This window comes from Fibrobacter sp. (assembly GCF_045131395.1).
Lineage (GTDB): Bacteria > Fibrobacterota > Fibrobacteria > Fibrobacterales > Fibrobacteraceae > Fibrobacter.
This window is the reverse complement of sequence record NZ_JBGUQY010000005.1, coordinates 1-16,235: the sequence shown is the minus strand read 5'-3', so window position 1 is coordinate 16,235 and position 16,235 is coordinate 1. Positions and strand designations below refer to the sequence as shown.

The window sequence follows — 16,235 nt, the reverse complement described above, 5'->3', positions numbered from 1 at the left end:
TAATTACATTTACCCATAAACTCATCCAGGAGAGCACCGTGAAGCATTTATTCAAGATTAGCACCTTGGGCTGCGCCCTTGCAACCGCACTTGCACTAACCGCTTGCGGCGGTGACAGCAGTTCCAATCCGAAATCGGACAACGACAACCCGTCCAGCTCCAACATCAGCGATGAAAAAGACAGCACCGATTCGGGAGCAACCACCAACAATGGCGAACAGAAGGATTCCACGACAAGCTCCACGACCTCCACAGAAAGCAATGCAGACAACGAATCACTAACATACGATGTCTCCTTTGACAAAGCCTCTTCTACATTTACAATTTCGCTCCCAGATTACAAGGAATGCGTCATCAGCGGAAACCACGCTGAATGGAAATCTGTTTCAAGCAATTATTCCAACAGCGAAATCATGAAATATTCATTTTTGGGCGACACACTTGTTCTTTACATGTGGGATGAATCTGATGAAGCTTATAGCGATTATGGAGTAATGTATGTCGGAGGGACTGCAGGTAACATCTATGGTTCTTGGAAAGGAACCAACTGCGATTACAACTCCTCTACTCAAGACAAACATTGCTACGAAGACGAGAGCTATGACGTCCAACTAAATATTTCAGAAAAAACAATAGTCGTCACAAGAACCCTTTCCGAAAGAGATATCAATTATATAAAATCTTACTTTAGATATAATCTGATCTACTATGTGGATCTAGGACTGACTTATTACCCCTCCTTACAGCTTCTTTTCTTTGAAAACGATGAAATGTTGACAACCCTCAGGGTAAAACAGAAGGACTTCTCCGAAACAGGCGAAATCTTCACTATTGACGAAACAACCTACACCGTGCAAGTCAAGCAAATCGAATATACTGCAATAAGCCAAAAGGCAACCATCGAAATTTCTGCAAACGGCACAACCTGCACAGGAACTTTTGAATCTTCTGAAATGAACCGCAAATACTGCAAAGATGAAAACATGGACTACTTCGACATCGAAGAAGACGAAGATGCATCAGGCAATACTTATCGCTATGCAGACTATTACAGAAAAGAAAATTCGGAAGAATTCAACGCCTGTCTAAACAGCATCTTTCCCAGCGACAACGCAACTGGCTATTATACGACTGGCGAAGACGATATCTTTTTGAACAAGGTTTACAGCAAGAAAAAAATCTCACGCTTGTCGCGCAATCTTTTCTAAGATCTTCTAGTAGACACTAAAGAAGAAGTCCCGCAAGGGGGTAAGCCCTGCGGGACCAGTGGAATTAGAAGAAAACAAGCGTGCTTCCGGTCTATTCTACCCCGTGATTTGCTCCAGCATCCCTTCGCTAAATCAGAATGGACTGGAAGCACATTACCTAATATATCTCGGAATCACAACTTGCGAAAAATTTTTTTTAAAAATCATGTTCCAAATTGGAATGCTCTAAATTAGAACGACTTCGAAGCGGCTTTCGCCTTTTTCCACAGTTCCTGCAAGCCTTCTAGACCAACGTCCTTCATTTCTTTGCCTTGATCGCGGGCCATCTGCTCTACCACGCGGAAGCGTCGTTCGAACTTGGAGTTAGCCCGTTCCAGCGCAAGTGCAGCGTTGAAACCGCAATGGCGCGCCACATTTACAAGACTGAACATGATATCGCCAAATTCGTCTTCCATGCGGTCCACGTTGCGATTTTCAGGAGAAGCCGCTTGCATTTCGGCACGAAATTCACTAAATTCTTCTACGGCCTTGTCAAAGACAGGTTCAGCCTCGGTCCAGTCAAAGCTCACTTTGGCAGCGCGACGCTGAAGCTCTTGGGCACGAGCCAGCGTGGGCATGCTTTTGCTTACTTTATCCATAGCGGACTTGCCCTGCATTTTTAGATTGTTTTTTTCTTGCGCCTTGATGCGTTCCCACTGGCGGACAACGCCTTTAGAATCATCAACCTTCGCATCGCCAAAAACGTGCGGATGGCGCCGGATCATTTTTTCGCAGATTCCCTGCACCACGTCGTCAATGGAAAAATCGCCATTTTCCTTGGCAACTTGAGAATGGAAAACCACTTGGAACAACACATCGCCTAATTCTTCGGCCATGTGGGCCTTGTCGTTTGCCTGGGCGGCATCGATGTATTCATGGGATTCTTCGACTAAATACGGGAGCAACGACTGATGCGTCTGCTGCTTGTCCCAAGGGCAGCCTTCCGGGGAGCGGAGGGTCGCCATAATCTTCACCAAGTCTTCAAAGGAATATTTCATGACAGACAAAGATAGAAAGTACGAAACGCTTGAACCGAAACATTTTCCGCTTTCCCTCAGGGAATCCAGATTAGCGCCAACCTTACTGTACTACCGCGGAACCTTGCCCGCAAAAGACCGTATCGGAATTGCCATGGTAGGTACCCGACGCCCCACAAGTTCTGCGCGGGAACTTTGCCGTCGCCTGGTGAAGTCACTGCAAGGCACCCAGGCCGTGGTAGTTTCCGGGCTTGCCCAAGGCATCGATTTCTATTGCCACGAAGCGGCCCTTGATTTCGGGATTCCGACCATCGCCGTAATCGCCCAGGGAATCAACGTCCCGATTCCCGGAGATCGAGCAACGCTCGCCCGCCGCATTATCGATGCTGGCGGTTGCATCATGACTGAATACGAAGAAGACTTTCCCTCTTTCAAAGGGAACTTTCCCGCCCGCAACAGGATTATCAGCGGACTCAGCCGCACCACGGTCTTGGTACAAAGTAAAGCCAAAGGCGGAGCGCTCATTACCGCCGACTATTGCCTGCAAGAAAAAAAGCTTCTATTAGCCATCCCCGGAAATTTCGATAGCGAAAATTCTGCCGGACCAAACCAATACCTGGACCAGGGGAAAGCCATGCCCGTCTTTTTGCCCGAAAGCCTGCGTACTGTTGCCGGGTTTCCCAAGATCAAAACGGAATCGGAAAAGCCTGCCGCCGTCAGCCTGAGCCAAATCGAGGCTACCGGTTGTAACCTTTCTAACGAAGCCCTTAGCCTATTTAAGCAATTTAACGGTTTCAAGAAGACTTTTCAAGAGCTCCAGAACGAATGTAACCTTATGCCCAACAATATATTAGCTATATTAACAGAGCTAGAACTTTCGGGGCTAGTTGAAACCCCGGACAATTTCCAGTTTTACTTTAACGGAGCAACCTGACGTGAATAAGCGTTTTTTCTGGGTCATCCTGCTTGTGGCAGCCCTCACGATAGCGGCTGTCGTTTCGCAGTTGATGTTCGGGAAAAACAGCTTGAAGCAACAGCATAAGATTGCGCACGACATCGAGATGTTCCAGTATCAAATCGACTCGTTGCAACACGCCATCGATTCCTGCAACCTGGAAATCGAACGCCTCAAAAAAGACTCTTTATACAAGGAAGACTTGTTGCGTACCCGTTACGGCATGAGCCGCAAGGGAGAACGGGTTTTCCAGATGGTAAAGTAGCCTAACAGTCGCCCGGTAAATCTTCGGGCAAAAGTTTCATCAAGTCCGAAACGCTATAATCCCTTTGCGCCAAGCGATTCGCCTGGTTCACAAGGGTTTTCTCATACAAATTGCGCACCCCGCGGCCATTGCCGAAAGAAGAATCCCCTTTGGCGACAACGCGGGAGAACAAAGCCTTCAGGGCATTTTCAAATTCCGTAGACAGTTCCAGCTTTTGCTTTTCGGCAAGACGCTTGAATATTTCAAGCAGTTCAGCCTCGCTATAATCTGGGAATTCTATATAGCGGTTAAAGCGGGAAGACAATCCCGGATTGCTTTCGATGAAAGCCTTCATCTCGTCCGTATAGCCAGCAACAATCACAACCAGACGGCTTCGGTCATCTTCCATTCGCTTCAAAAGGGTATCGATGGCTTCTTGACCAAAGGGATCCTGACCATCGTTACGGGCCAAGGTGTAAGCTTCGTCGATAAAGAGTACGCCGTCAAGAGCCTTGTCTACAACTTCATTGGTCTTGATTGCAGTTTGGCCCGTATAACCGGCCACAAGGGAGGAGCGGTCACATTCCACCAAGTGTCCTTTTTCAAGAATTCCCAAGTCCTTGTATATTTCGGCCACAATCCTCGCCACCGTCGTTTTACCGGTTCCCGGATTTCCCGTAAACACGCAATGGTAGGACATTGGAATTGCGGGCAATCCTGCCGAGGCCCTTTTGTTTTGAGCCACAATCATGTTTTTCAAAGACAAAATTTCTTTTTTTACCGAAGCAAGGCCAACCAGGGAATACAATTCCCGATCTGCTTTGGACAAAGTAAACTTTCCAGCCTTATTCTTGAAAAGATCCTTGACGGTTTGTCCTTCTTTCGCCTCTTCCGGCTTTTTAGAAGATACCACTTTAGCCTCCACCGGGCCAGCCATGGTCAGCCTCTTGAACAGCAGCAGTTCAAAAGGCAACAACCAAAAGCAGAGATTTTTAGAAATCGATATTAACGCTATAGGCGCAGAGAAATCTAAATCCCTGGAAACAAGGATTGCGGCGACAGGGATTGCCACGGAACAGAAAGCGACCATTTCCCATTTGCGAAGAGCGCAATCGAGGTCGGCATTTTCAATCGTCAAGAAATAAATCAGTTGAACTAAGGCAAAAACCAAGAGTGCAATACTCATTGCCCAAGATACAGGATAAAAGGGAATAATTCCAACAAGGCTAATCAATATCCCCAAAGTTGAAGCCACCATCAGGCCCAAAATTTTCTTCATAAAGCTCATCGCCTTAAATGTAAGAAAAATTTTAGGCCATCTTGCTTGCGTCAGTGGTATTTGTCGTTTCGACCTTGCCCGCAAAGAAGCTATAGGCCGCAGGCACGATAAACAAAGTCATAAAGGTGGCAAAGGTCAAGCCGCCAGCGATAGCGACGCCCATGGCGATACGGCTCGGGGTGCCCGTGAGAATCAAGGGCACGGCGCCCAATACCGTCGAAAGGCTCGTCATGAGGATTGGGCGGAAGCGGCGTTCCGCCGCCATCCGAGCCGCCTCCAGCTTGTTACAGCCGGTATTCGCGGCAATCTGGTTGGCAAATTCCACAATCAAGATACCGTTCTTCGTCACAAGAGCAATCAAAAGAATCAGCGCAATCTCGCTAAAGATGTTCAGCGTCTGACCCGTAATGAACAAGCAGGTCAGCGCACCCGCCAAAGCCAGCGGCACCGTAAAGAAGATGACGAAGGGGGCGCGGAAACTTTCGAACTGCCCCGCAAGCACCAGGAACACCAGCGCAAGCGCCAAGAGGAACACGATATAGAGACCGCTGGAGCTTTCTTCGAATTCCTTGGAAGAACCGCTCAATGCCGTACTCACATTCGGATAATCCTTCAGCAAGTGCTTTGCGATGCGGCGCATTTCTTCCACGCCGTCGCCAATAGTCTTGCCCGGCACAAGGCCCGCCTGAATCGTCGCGGCGCTAAAGCGGTTGAATCGCGGCAGCGACGGCGAAGCGGACTGTTCACTAAAGCGGATAAAGTTGTCGAGGCTGACAAGTTCGCCCTTGCGGTTTTTGACCGTGAGCATCGAAATGTTTTCGGGCATGCTACGGTACTGATAACCCACAGCACCGATAATATCGTACTGACGGCCATCCTTGTAAAATTCACCATAACTCTGGTCACTAATGGCCAGCTGCACCGCCTGGGCAATATCATTCACCGACACGCCTTCTTCATTGGCCTTGTCGCGCAAGATTTCGATGTGGAGTTCAGGCTTGGTAAAGCGCAGGTTCGTATTCACCACGCTGAACACCGGACTCTTGCTGGCTTCTTCTTCGAACTTGGGAACAAGCGTACGCAAGATTTCGATATTCGGAGCTTGCAACACGAACTGCACCGGAAGACCACCGCGCTGCGTACTGATGCTCTGGGGTTCAAACACCATCACGCGCAAGTCCGGATACTCGTTACCCAGCAACTGGATAGAACGCGCAATCTCGCTCTGCGGGCGACGCGCCTTCTTGTTGTCGTTCAAGAACAAGCGCATTCTCGAATTGCCCGCATTCCACACACCCGCCTGGAATTCGGAGTAGTCGTTACTGTCGAGAATCGCAAGAACTTCTTCGGCGAAGGCATCGGCCATACGCTTGGTTCGCGTAAGGGTCACGCCTTCGGGCATGTTCAAATTCACCATCACCGCGTTGGAGTCTTCGGTCGGAGCCATTTCGCTACTCATGTTATTGAAGCAGAAATAAGCAGCCACCAAAAGGGCGCCCACCACCGGGAACAAGAGCCAACGCATTTTCAAGAAGCCGCCGAGAAGCACCGCATAGATACGGTTCATTCCATCGAAGAAGGGTTCCGTCACGCGGAAGAACCAACCCTGCTTTTGATGTCTCAAGAACTTCGAGCAAAGCATGGGCGAAAGCGTCAACGCGCAAAGTGTGGAAAGGAACACCGTACCGATCATCACCGCCACGAATTCGCGGAACAAGAGACCCGTCGTACCGCCCAAGGCAAGCACCGGAACAAACACCGCCATCAACACCACCGATGTGGCTATCACGGCAAAGAAGATTTCATTCGTACCCGCAACCGCCGCCTGCTTAGGCGTCATGCCACGTTCAATCTTGTGGTAAATGTTTTCCACAATCACAATGGCATCGTCCACCACAAGGCCAATGGCAAGCACCATGGCAAGCAACGTCAACACGTTAATGGAGAAACCGCACAAGTAAAGCACAAAGAAGCTACCAATCACCGACACCGGCACCACCACCATCGGGATAAGCGTCGTGCGTCCTTCACGGAGGAACGCAAAGATAATCGCAATCACCAACAGGAACGCAATGAAGATAGTCTCCACCACTTCTTTAATGGAAGCGCGAATATTGATAGAAGTATCGCGGCCATAAAGAACCTCGACGCCTTCTGGAACTTCACGACGGATATCATCCACGCGTTTGTAGAATTCATCGGCAATTTCCACGTGATTGGAGCCGGGCTGCGCCATCAACGCCAGCGTAATGGAATTCTTGCCGTTACGCCTAAAGCCTGTACGCGGATCCTTCGGTTCGTAATGAATGTCTGCGACATCTGAAATGCGAATGACCGTGCCGTCTGCAGCCGTCTTGATGGCAATGTTTTCAAAAGCCTTCGGATCGAGAATTCGGCCCAGCGTACGAATGGAAAGCGTGGTTTCGCTACCTTCGATGGAACCAGAAGGCAATTCCAGGTTGCCCTTCTTGAGGGCTGCCGACATTTCGGCACCGGAAACGCCCAAAGCCTGCAAGCGAACCGGATCAATCCACAAGCGCACCGTCGGGCGCTTTTCGCCCCAGATGGAGATTTCAGAAACGCCATTGATAGTCTGCAAGCGTTCCTTGACAAAGTTGTTCGCCAGTTCCGAAACTTCCATGGGATCGAGTTTGTCGCTCACAAGGCTCAGCATCAAAATCGGGTCATTATCGCTGTCAGATTTATAGACGGTCGGTTCGTCCACATCGTCCGGCAAGCGGCGACGCACACGACTCACGCGGTCACGGATTTCGTTGGCGGCCGCTTCCAGGTCCATGCCCGTTTCAAATTCGATATTGATGAAAGAGAAACCATCGCGGCTGGTAGAGGTCAGCGCCTTGATGCCAGAAGCACTGTTGATGGAGGCTTCCAGGATTTCGGTAACTTCGGCTTCCACCACGGCAGCGTTTGCGCCGGGGTAAGATGTACGCACCTGAATAAGCGGGTAGTCGACGTTGGGGTATTCGCGCACGCCCAAGTTGGAGGCTCCAAAGGCGCCAAGCAAAATAATCACTAGCGCCATCACGGTCATAAGCACCGGGCGACGGACGGAAAGGTTCGCTACACTCATGGCTCACCTACTCCACTTCGTAATCGGTATTATGGCGGATTTCGCGGACACGCACCGCAGCGCCTTCACGCAAGCTAATCAATCCCGAGGTAATCACGGTATCGCCTTCGTCCAGACCATTCACCACATCTACTGCGATAGGCGTGCGGAGGCCTGTTTCTACATGCTTGATTTTAGCCTTGCCGTCATTTACGACATAAACGTAGGCTCCGTCCTTATCAAGCGTCAACGCTTCAGCAGGCACCGGAATACTCTTTGCAAAACCGGACTGCATGGCGGCACTTACCTTGGCATAAGAACCAGCCAACAGGTCACCCTTCGTATTGTCCACTTCCACCAAAATCTGGCGGGTGCGGCTAGATTCCGAAAGAACTGCTTCAAGGGCCTTCACCTTGCCATTTACCGTAACGCCACGTTCTTCGTCGCGAAGTTCCACGGCATCGCCCACCTTCAAGGTAGAAGCGTAACGCTGCGGCAAAGCAAACTTAGCCTTCAGCTTTTTAACTTCGCTAATAGATACAATGGGTGTTCCCGTGGTAAGCCATGCTCCCACCGAGACGTCAACAAAGCCGAGCTTTCCTGCAAAGGGGGCGCGAACTTCGGTCTTTGCGATTTGGGCCTTGATCAATTCCACCGATGCTTCGGCAGACTTGAGAGAGGCTTCGGCACTTTCCAAGTCAGCCTTGGTGGCACCGTCTTTTTCGAAAAGGGTCTTTACACGATCAAATTTCTGCTGGGCCAGCTGCTGGTTCGATTCCGCCTGCTTGAGCTGAGCCTGGAGTTCGGAATCGTCAATTTTAGCGAGAAGTGCGCCCCTTTGCACCTGGGCACCGTCCTTGGCGTAAAGGTTGGTCAAGCGCCCCGACATGGCCGCCGTAAGGGACACATGGTTCAAGGCCTCCAATGTTGCCATGGCAGTAAACGCCTTCAGCGCCACATGGGCTTCGGCAATATAGCCTTCCACCGCAATTACTCGGGCAGATCTGCCACCCGGACCACCGGGACCGCCTTTGCCACCAGGACCGCCAGCTCCTTTTGCCGCACCACCCGGTGCACTAGAATCACTGCCACAGGCGGCAAAAAACAAAGCGACAAAAAACAGAGCAAAATTTTTCATGTTCCTTAGATGTTTTAACGGCAAGCTTGGTTGCAGGCGTAGCTAAAATTTCACATTCATCATCAGGCCGCTACCGTCTTCATAGAATTCAGGTACAAATTCCAGTCGTTCAGTAAAGGCTTTAGACGACGTTGCGCGATATACTCGGATGGTGTTAAGCATCGAGACCACGCGGTTCAAAAGCAGCGCACCGACAGACACCTGGAACACAATACGACTCACGCGGTAATGGCGCATGCGGCTCTTGAATTCTTCGATATGTTCGGTGGATTCGGGATTGTCGCTGGAGCCCCAGTCCCACTGGATGCTCTCATCAAGATCTTCATCGGTTTTCTTGTCGGCACGGAGCTGCGCCTGATTATAATCTTCGTCCATATCGGGCGAAGAATTTTGCCCAGCCACTCCACTACGGCTTCGGTAATCGCCAACCGTATTGAGCATACTCACGTCATGACTTTTGGAGGTAAGGCCCGCATGACGAACCGCATAGTTGTGTGCAGAGGTAATGTAGCGTTCGCCTATGGCATAGGAACCGATAGCCGTAAACCAAAGAGCAATATCAGTCCACACAAAAGGCCGCACAAACTGGCGTTCGCCCAGGTACAGTTCACCCATACCAGGCAACAATGCCGACGAACCCATGGCAATCAGCCAGTTCTTGTCGGAATTCTTGCTCACGCTTTGATCCACAGATACCACCACCTGCGAAAAGGCGGATACTGCAGCGAGCAACAGGACCAAGAGCAACTTCATTAAAAGCCCCAACTAGCCTGCACGTTAAATCCAAAACCGTCTACGAAAGACAGGCCGCTATCGAAATGCAAGTGATCGTACCAAGAAAGTTCTTCTTCGTACAAGGCCTTGTTATGGGAATTGGCAGAAATAGCCGCATCGATGGCCGACACAATGTGGTTCAAGATAAGTCCACCAAAGAACCAAGCCTGCATATCGGCATAATCGTTCGCCTTGTTACGAAGGCTGCGGTATTCTTTTTGGTTGCTGGACGTACCAAGACTTTCCGTTTCAGAATTGGGATCTTCCAAGCCCAAAGCAGTGGCAATGGCAAGATCTTCTGCATCGTCCCATCCCAGCACATAAGCGTTATCGGCAATCAACTGGTAGACTTCGGACGGAGAATCGAAGCTTACGGATTGCATTTCCTTTTTCAGGCTCTTCGGAGAATTCACGAAATCGTTATAGTACGCGAGATCGTTTTTGTACAGCTTGTCGCGGTCATAGCAGCCATGTACGGTGGCCGTACCAAAAATGCCTTCGCAGAAGGATTCGCGGCTACCCAAGTAACGACGACGGAACTCGGACTCGTAGTTCACCGCATCGGCATTATACAAGTCACGCATGCCACGTTCATAGCGGCCAATGGAATAGTGGGCCTTTGCAAAATCCTTGTACTTTTTCACCTGTTGATCATACTTATGCACGGAGAAATAATACCAGCTGCCCCACAGGGCGGCTTCCAATGCAAGATACACGCCGCCGCGGGCATAAGTAAATCCAGAACCGCCTACATACATCTGGCCGGAACCCGGAACCACCAAGGACATGAACAAGGCCTTGCGGGGGCTCTTGTAACGGCCCTTCATTTCGTCAATGCCGTTCACCTTGGATACCTTTACCGGGCCCAGCAATTCGCGGCGGTTCATGCTACTGGAAGAAGGTGCATCTGCCACGGAAGACGAACTGGCCAGCATTGCGAGGGAATCACGGATGCGGTTTTCTTCGTTATGCCTTTTCATTTCGGCAGCGTAAGCTTCTTCAGGAGTCATTTCTTTCACGGAATCGCTTGCCGTTGAATCGACCAAGGCGGAATCCACATCAGCCGGAGTTTCTACAGCCGCCACCGCAGCGGAATCTGCAGGAGCCGGAACTTCGCTACTGGAAGAAATTTCGATAGAACTAGAAGACGCGACACTGGAGCTGGAGACAGCCACACTACTGGAAGACAGCGCCACGCTGCTAGAAGAGGCGACCGAGCTAGACGAGACCTTCTCGCTGCTACTGGATACAGGAGCAGGCTTTGCAGCTACGCTACTGGAACTCGGCGCCGCTTGGACAGCCGCACTGGACTGAGCCGCTTCGGCTTCGGCCTCGAATTCTGCAAAAAGGTCACGAGGCTGGGCAAAAGATTGGGCCACAAAAACACTTGCCACACAGGCTACAAAAGAAAAGGCAAACTTGCGCATATATCGCTAAAATAGCAAAATATAGGTGAAGGGAATAAAGGTTAATCCCCCGCCTTAGCAGGGATGACATAAAATATTTGCGAAGAAGACATTGTACCTACAACGAAAACAGGGCTTATTCCGCATAACACCTAGTCTCGATGTTTTCTATAAACACAAAGAACCACCTAGCGAGGGATTACCCCGTTAGGCGGTGAATCTTGGCAAACCTTAGAAAATCTAAATTAGATGCCGAGTTCCTGAGCAACAGCCTGGATACCAAGCTTGTTGATCGTGCGGAGACCAGCAGCGCTAACGCGGAGGGTCACCCAGCGGTCTTCTTCAGGAATGTAGAAACGCTTCTTCTGAAGGTTCGGCAGCTGCTTCATCAACTTCTTGCGGTTAGAGTGGGAAACCATGTTGCCCACGAGGCCGGCCTTGCCGGTAACTTCACAAATGCGGCTCATAATAAACTCCGTTGTTTTATAACGGACGCAATTTTAGAAAAAAAGCGTCCGTTCGTCAAGGTTAAATTATCAATCTTGCAATGCCTTTGGCAGGTTAAACTTGGTAGATTCCACCAATTTTACGAAATTTTCGATTTCTACGGGGGCAAATTTCTCTTTTATCCAGTCTACCACCCCCTGAACGAGCACTTCAGGAGCACTTGCACCGCTCGAAATACCCACCGATTCAATATTATCGAACCACCCCAGTTCCAAATCTTCGACCGAACCGATCAAATGGCTCGGAATGCCCTGTTCAAGACCGAGTTCCATGAGTCGGCTGGAATTGGAAGAATTCTTCGCACCTACCACCAAAAGCATGTCTACCTTGGAGCAGAGATCGAGGACCGCCGCCTGACGATTGCCCGTCGCATAACAGAGATCTCCCGCATCAGGTCCGATAATATTGGGGAAACGTTCCTTGAGGGCATCGATAATCTTGCGGGTTTCCGCCACTGAAAGCGTGGTCTGCGTAATGTAAGCGAGCTCCTTGTCAGCGGGGACTTCCACCGTCCGTGCGTCGGCTTCATTCTTGATCAGTGTAATGGCGCCCGGCGGAAGCTGACCCAAAGTGCCTTCCACTTCGGCATGGCCTGCGTGCCCAATCAGAATGATATGGCGGCCGGCAGCATAATGGCGCTTGGCACTGAAATGGACCTTGAGCACCAGCGGGCAGCTCGCATCCAGCACCTGCAGTCCGCGCCTTTCCGCATCGGCATAAATTTCTTCGGCGACCCCATGGGCAGAGAAAATCACCACGGAACCCGACGGCACTTCGTCCAGTTCATCGACAAAGACCACGCCCATAGACTTAAGCGTGTCCACCACAAACTTGTTATGCACAATTTCGTGACGCACATAAATAGGAGTCCCGAATTTTTGGAGAGCACGTTCCACCACATGAATGGCACGGTCTACACCAGCACAGAAACCACGGGGAGTCGCAAGAATCACCTTTTTCATAAAAGTCCTTCAATAAATTTCATCAACAACTTATAAGAATTCAAAACTTTTCTTTTTTCGCCCATCAAGAACATGCGCACCTTATCGACAGCGGGAGTCCTGCGACGCAGGTAATCTGCCGGCGTATGAATCTGGGCGAGCACATGAGCCGCCACAAGTTGAGAGACCACATCGTCATGCCCCTTGGCATAGGGGCCCACACAAGTGGACACGCCCATCTGCAACGGTTCCCAAAAATCATGAATACCGAGCCGACGATCAAAGGATCCGCCCACCACGGCACTTTTGCTATTCAGAAGAATCTCACGGGAAAGACCGAAACGCGATACCAAGGATACAACCCCCGGTCCAACTGTAGGATAATCCACCACAGGCAGTCCAGCCTCAAGCAACAACTTCCGGAATTGGTTCAGCTCCGAAAGGCGACGGGGCATCAGTACCACCGACTCGCCCTTATCTACCGCGTCTTTAGCCATGGAAACAAAGGCTTCCGCTTCTTCTTGATGGAAAGAGATGAACACTACGTCGATGGCCGGATTTTCGGGAACGCATACCAGTCCCCCATCGCGGGCCCAATTTAAAAGTTTCCAGTCGCCACCCATGGTACAAGGAACAAAGCCCTTACTGGCATAGGTGAACCGCCCCAAATCCGAAGCAGTCTGCATGCAGGCATAGCCCATTCCCGAAAAATCCAGCAACGGAAAAGACCTGCGGTAACGCCCAGAAACAAGGGCCACATTCCTGCGGGTCGACAGCTTGGACATAGTGGAAAGGTAGCCCGGCCACAGTTCGTTTTCGGCCAGGACGAGTCCCAAGGGCTGCACCGAACTCACAAAGGAATGCAACGAAGATGGAATATCCGCCGGGGCAATCGCCACGTCGGCAATACCGGCACAAGAATCTTGCAGAAACGAAACCACTTCCACCTTTTGCGAAGTGATCAGAATCTTAGGACAATTGGGCAGGTCTTCTTTAAGAGCGCAAGCGAGCCCTTGCAACATGCGGCATTCACCGAGACTTGCTCCATGAAACCACAGATAAGGGCCTTCAGGCCACGGCCCCGACAAACGTTCTTCGATATGATATTCCCGGTCAAGTCCCGGCCACTTGCTGGCAGCCTTCGCCACCGTCTTGACAGCAGCCCCAACTGCAATGCGCCCAAGGTTCTTTAAGTTTAGGCCCATATGATAAAGTCAATCTTTCTAAACAGCACAAGCCCAACCATCAGCGCAAGCCAAATCCACGTACTCGTGTCGGCGATAATCGCCTCTTTACCGCTGCGAAGCGGACCTGTCACATGAATTTCACGGGGAACAAAAGCCGGCGTTTGAGAAGCCCAAAGCTTCCACTGGTCACCATAACGCTGTTCAAGGTAACGGTCATCGAGCTTAGCAAGACGGAAACCGAACAAGAGCAGGAACACGATGAACGGAATCGTAATCCAGCTGATACCCAAATGAAGCACCACAAGGGCAATACCGATTGCCATGTTGGACACATAAAGCGGATGACGCAGACGACCATAAGCGCCCCAAGTCACAAGCACCGGAGCATCCTGAGTCGAGCCACGGGTATGGTCACCGATAGCACGGCGGGCCTTTACGCGCATATAGACTGCAATGATAAAGATATTGATAAACACCAGGAACGGCACAATATCAAGATCAGCCGGCGTAATAACCAAGGCGACGATGGCGACAATGGCAAGGATAAGTCCACGGAATCGGTACAAGAACGGACGCGGAGGACGCGGGTCTTCTTCCGGAACATCCACAGCCGGGGTTTCAGGCTTTACTGCCTGAGCCAGCTTTTCGGCATCCGATTCAACATTCGACGCTATATTTTCTTGCTGATTGACCTGTTCTGCCATAATCGCCTCCGCTATAACTGCACTACATTAAATATACATTCAACTTCGCGAGAAAGCACATCGTGACTCACAATAATTGTCCATTTGCCTAAAACGTGAGCTGCGTCAAGGTAAGATTTTAACAAGTTTTCGCGATCCGCCAGAGCCACAGAGGCAAAAGGCTCGTCTAAAAGCACCGTGCGGGAATCCGAGGCCAAAGCCCAGAGAAGAGCCACCCGGGCACGTTCGCCCCCCGAAAGCCCCGACTTCTGGAGGAGAGAGGCCACTCCCGAAGCCCGCATAAAGTCGTCGAGCGCTTGCCCTGCCTCAGTATTGCTCCGTTTTTCAAGAAGTCTGGAAAGCATCCACTTAGGAGGCAACTCCAAATCCTGGGCCACAAAGAAGACATCGCGCGGAGTCGAGGCGGCAGCCGATTCCCAACGTTCAAGCCCAGAAAGCAGACGCAAGAGCGTGGACTTGCCCACCCCGTTTTTACCGCGAACAAGCACCGGCTTTTCGCGGGACCACTGGAGAGCCATATCTTCGAAAACGGGCATTTCAGAACCTTCGTAGCGAAAGTTTCCATCGCGGACAGAAACCGCTTCGGAGATTTCGCCCTGGAACTTGCCGGCCGTTTCGAGTTTTTCAAAGTCTTCCAAGATGTTCAAGGCGCTCAATGCGGACCTGAACTGCGGCATGACGCGGGCGCATTCCTTGACCGGCTTGTAGCAGAGCAATACCGCCGAGGTAAACAACACCAGGCCGGATGCATCCATGTAGCCACGGGCCATAAGGAGGGCACAGAACGCCAGCACAAAAACCATGGCCAGCACCGAGACCGTTTCGGTCAAAAGGGAAAGACCGGACTTCTTGAGGGCCGCCGATAAACCTTCGTCTCGGAGGCCGCGAACCTCTTTGAGGAGACCATCCGAAATTTCCTTACGTTCATTGCGACCGCTCCACTGCCTGAAAAGCCGACGGGCCAAGGACAAATGCCCGCGGAAACCGGACCGCAAGCGCAACAGGGATTCTTCGGCCGGGCCCAGCTTGTGGAGTTTTCGCTGGAGAACCGCCACCATGGGAACAATGACAATAAAGAGAAACAGCGCAAGTGGCCAAGAGATATAAAAGAGCACCGGCAAAAAGACAACTAGCTGAAGGATTGCCTGCACCGCCTGGAAAAACACGCCACCGTTATTCTGGAGCACGACAGTCGCCTCATAAGCGGATTCCACCATGCGTTCACCCTTGGGCGTATGGAAATTTCTAGGAGCGAGATCGCGAAGCCTGTGCAGGAACCAAGCCTGAACGCGGGCTGATACCCGATATAGCCAGCTTTCGGAGACCTTTGACTTACCGTACAAGAAAAGAAGCCGGAACAAGGCCAGAAGAACCATGCCCAGAAGCCAATAGGCCAGCGGGATTTCGGATTTACCGCCTACGATATCGATGAAAGAACGGATTCCCCAAAGCACGGCAGCATCGGCAGCACTTGCCAAAAGCGCCACCGGCAAAAAGCGGATTACGCCGTTTTTCAGGGATTTTTTCAGCCATTTTCGCAGGTTCACGATGAAAAATTAACTTTTTTTAGGAGCCACCCTTGACTAAATTAAAATAGTTACCTATATTTGGCCCTACTAAACGCCCCTATCGTCTAGTGGCCCAGGACTCGGGATTTTCATTCCCGCAACAGCGGTTCGAAACCGCTTGGGGGTATAAAAGGAACCAATCTTTTGATTGGTTCCTTTTTTCAACCGCCATTCAAAGTATAAAAAAGGTTCAGCTTTGCTGGGCCTTTTTTTGTACCCACAAGCCAACCGCCCTACA

14 protein-coding genes and 1 tRNA gene are annotated in these 16,235 nt (G+C 50.8%); 4 read left to right on the top strand and 11 right to left on the bottom strand.

The features are described from left to right. Window positions 1–38 precede the first annotated feature (38 nt). Complete coding sequence (locus ACJMNB_RS03700) at window positions 39–1,208, top strand: hypothetical protein (protein ID WP_405339122.1); 1,170 nt, start codon at window positions 39–41, stop codon at window positions 1,206–1,208. A gap of 230 nt (window positions 1,209–1,438) precedes the next feature. On the opposite strand, the gene mazG is transcribed toward ACJMNB_RS03700, so the two are convergent. Next, window positions 1,439–2,245: a nucleoside triphosphate pyrophosphohydrolase gene (gene mazG, locus ACJMNB_RS03695; protein WP_405339120.1), complete on the bottom strand. Its 807-nt coding sequence runs from the start codon at window positions 2,243–2,245 to the stop codon at window positions 1,439–1,441. On the opposite strand from mazG, the gene dprA reads away from it, so the two are divergent. Both dprA and ACJMNB_RS03685 read left to right on the top strand, forming a co-directional pair. Continuing rightward, complete coding sequence (gene dprA, locus ACJMNB_RS03690) at window positions 2,244–3,158, top strand: DNA-processing protein DprA (protein ID WP_405339118.1); 915 nt, start codon at window positions 2,244–2,246, stop codon at window positions 3,156–3,158. The genes mazG and dprA overlap by 2 nt on opposite strands. 1 nt (window position 3,159) lies before the next feature. After that, window positions 3,160–3,444: a septum formation initiator family protein gene (locus tag ACJMNB_RS03685; protein WP_405339116.1), complete on the top strand. Its 285-nt coding sequence runs from the start codon at window positions 3,160–3,162 to the stop codon at window positions 3,442–3,444. 1 nt (window position 3,445) lies between these two features. Here ACJMNB_RS03685 and ACJMNB_RS03680 read toward each other — a convergent pair whose 3' ends face one another. The 10 genes from ACJMNB_RS03680 to ACJMNB_RS03635 all read right to left on the bottom strand — a co-directional run bounded on the left by ACJMNB_RS03680 (window position 3,446) and on the right by ACJMNB_RS03635 (window position 15,976). Beyond that, a complete protein-coding gene (locus ACJMNB_RS03680; protein WP_405339114.1) occupies window positions 3,446–4,711 on the bottom strand; it encodes an AAA family ATPase in 1,266 nt (421 codons plus the stop codon). A gap of 22 nt (window positions 4,712–4,733) precedes the next feature. After that, window positions 4,734–7,793, bottom strand: coding sequence for an efflux RND transporter permease subunit (locus ACJMNB_RS03675; protein WP_405339112.1), 3,060 nt, complete (start codon window positions 7,791–7,793; stop codon window positions 4,734–4,736). Between the two features lie 7 nt (window positions 7,794–7,800). Then, window positions 7,801–8,910, bottom strand: coding sequence for an efflux RND transporter periplasmic adaptor subunit (locus tag ACJMNB_RS03670; RefSeq protein ID WP_405339110.1), 1,110 nt, complete (start codon window positions 8,908–8,910; stop codon window positions 7,801–7,803). 42 nt (window positions 8,911–8,952) lie between these two features. Next, window positions 8,953–9,663: a hypothetical protein gene (locus ACJMNB_RS03665; RefSeq protein ID WP_405339108.1), complete on the bottom strand. Its 711-nt coding sequence runs from the start codon at window positions 9,661–9,663 to the stop codon at window positions 8,953–8,955. Further along, window positions 9,663–11,111 (bottom strand): hypothetical protein, encoded by a 1,449-nt coding sequence (locus tag ACJMNB_RS03660; protein ID WP_405339106.1) that lies wholly within the window; start codon window positions 11,109–11,111, stop codon window positions 9,663–9,665. Before ACJMNB_RS03660 ends, ACJMNB_RS03665 begins: the two co-directional genes overlap by 1 nt. A 224-nt stretch (window positions 11,112–11,335) precedes the next feature. Then, window positions 11,336–11,557, bottom strand: coding sequence for a 50S ribosomal protein L28 (rpmB, locus tag ACJMNB_RS03655; RefSeq protein ID WP_014546602.1), 222 nt, complete (start codon window positions 11,555–11,557; stop codon window positions 11,336–11,338). Between the two features lie 69 nt (window positions 11,558–11,626). Further along, window positions 11,627–12,559, bottom strand: a complete 933-nt coding sequence (gene ispH / locus ACJMNB_RS03650; protein ID WP_405339104.1) for a 4-hydroxy-3-methylbut-2-enyl diphosphate reductase — start codon at window positions 12,557–12,559, stop codon at window positions 11,627–11,629. Next, window positions 12,556–13,743: a 3-deoxy-D-manno-octulosonic acid transferase gene (locus ACJMNB_RS03645; RefSeq protein ID WP_405339102.1), complete on the bottom strand. Its 1,188-nt coding sequence runs from the start codon at window positions 13,741–13,743 to the stop codon at window positions 12,556–12,558. Before ACJMNB_RS03645 ends, ispH begins: the two co-directional genes overlap by 4 nt. Beyond that, window positions 13,734–14,429, bottom strand: coding sequence for a methyltransferase family protein (locus ACJMNB_RS03640; protein WP_405339100.1), 696 nt, complete (start codon window positions 14,427–14,429; stop codon window positions 13,734–13,736). The genes ACJMNB_RS03645 and ACJMNB_RS03640 overlap by 10 nt, the downstream gene beginning before the upstream one ends. Before the next feature lie 11 nt (window positions 14,430–14,440). Continuing rightward, entirely contained in the window at window positions 14,441–15,976 is a 1,536-nt protein-coding gene (locus ACJMNB_RS03635; RefSeq protein ID WP_405339098.1) for an ATP-binding cassette domain-containing protein, read from the bottom strand. Between the two features lie 75 nt (window positions 15,977–16,051). Here ACJMNB_RS03635 and ACJMNB_RS03630 point away from each other — a divergent pair. Continuing rightward, window positions 16,052–16,124 (top strand) — tRNA-Glu (locus ACJMNB_RS03630). Window positions 16,125–16,235: the final 111 nt, after the last annotated feature.

Excerpts from the sequence above, each read along its gene's own strand:
- dprA (WP_405339118.1), top strand. The coding sequence starts at position 2,244 with ATGACAGACAAAGATAGAAAGTACGAAACGCTTGAACCGAAACATTTT.
- mazG (WP_405339120.1), bottom strand. The coding sequence starts at position 2,245 with ATGAAATATTCCTTTGAAGACTTGGTGAAGATTATGGCGACCCTCCGC.
- ACJMNB_RS03680 (WP_405339114.1), bottom strand. The coding sequence starts at position 4,711 with ATGAGCTTTATGAAGAAAATTTTGGGCCTGATGGTGGCTTCAACTTTG.
- ACJMNB_RS03675 (WP_405339112.1), bottom strand. The coding sequence starts at position 7,793 with ATGAGTGTAGCGAACCTTTCCGTCCGTCGCCCGGTGCTTATGACCGTG.
- ACJMNB_RS03670 (WP_405339110.1), bottom strand. The coding sequence starts at position 8,910 with ATGAAAAATTTTGCTCTGTTTTTTGTCGCTTTGTTTTTTGCCGCCTGT.
- ACJMNB_RS03665 (WP_405339108.1), bottom strand. The coding sequence starts at position 9,663 with ATGAAGTTGCTCTTGGTCCTGTTGCTCGCTGCAGTATCCGCCTTTTCG.
- ACJMNB_RS03660 (WP_405339106.1), bottom strand. The coding sequence starts at position 11,111 with ATGCGCAAGTTTGCCTTTTCTTTTGTAGCCTGTGTGGCAAGTGTTTTT.
- rpmB (WP_014546602.1), bottom strand. The coding sequence starts at position 11,557 with ATGAGCCGCATTTGTGAAGTTACCGGCAAGGCCGGCCTCGTGGGCAAC.
- ispH (WP_405339104.1), bottom strand. The coding sequence starts at position 12,559 with ATGAAAAAGGTGATTCTTGCGACTCCCCGTGGTTTCTGTGCTGGTGTA.
- ACJMNB_RS03645 (WP_405339102.1), bottom strand. The coding sequence starts at position 13,743 with ATGGGCCTAAACTTAAAGAACCTTGGGCGCATTGCAGTTGGGGCTGCT.
- ACJMNB_RS03640 (WP_405339100.1), bottom strand. The coding sequence starts at position 14,429 with ATGGCAGAACAGGTCAATCAGCAAGAAAATATAGCGTCGAATGTTGAA.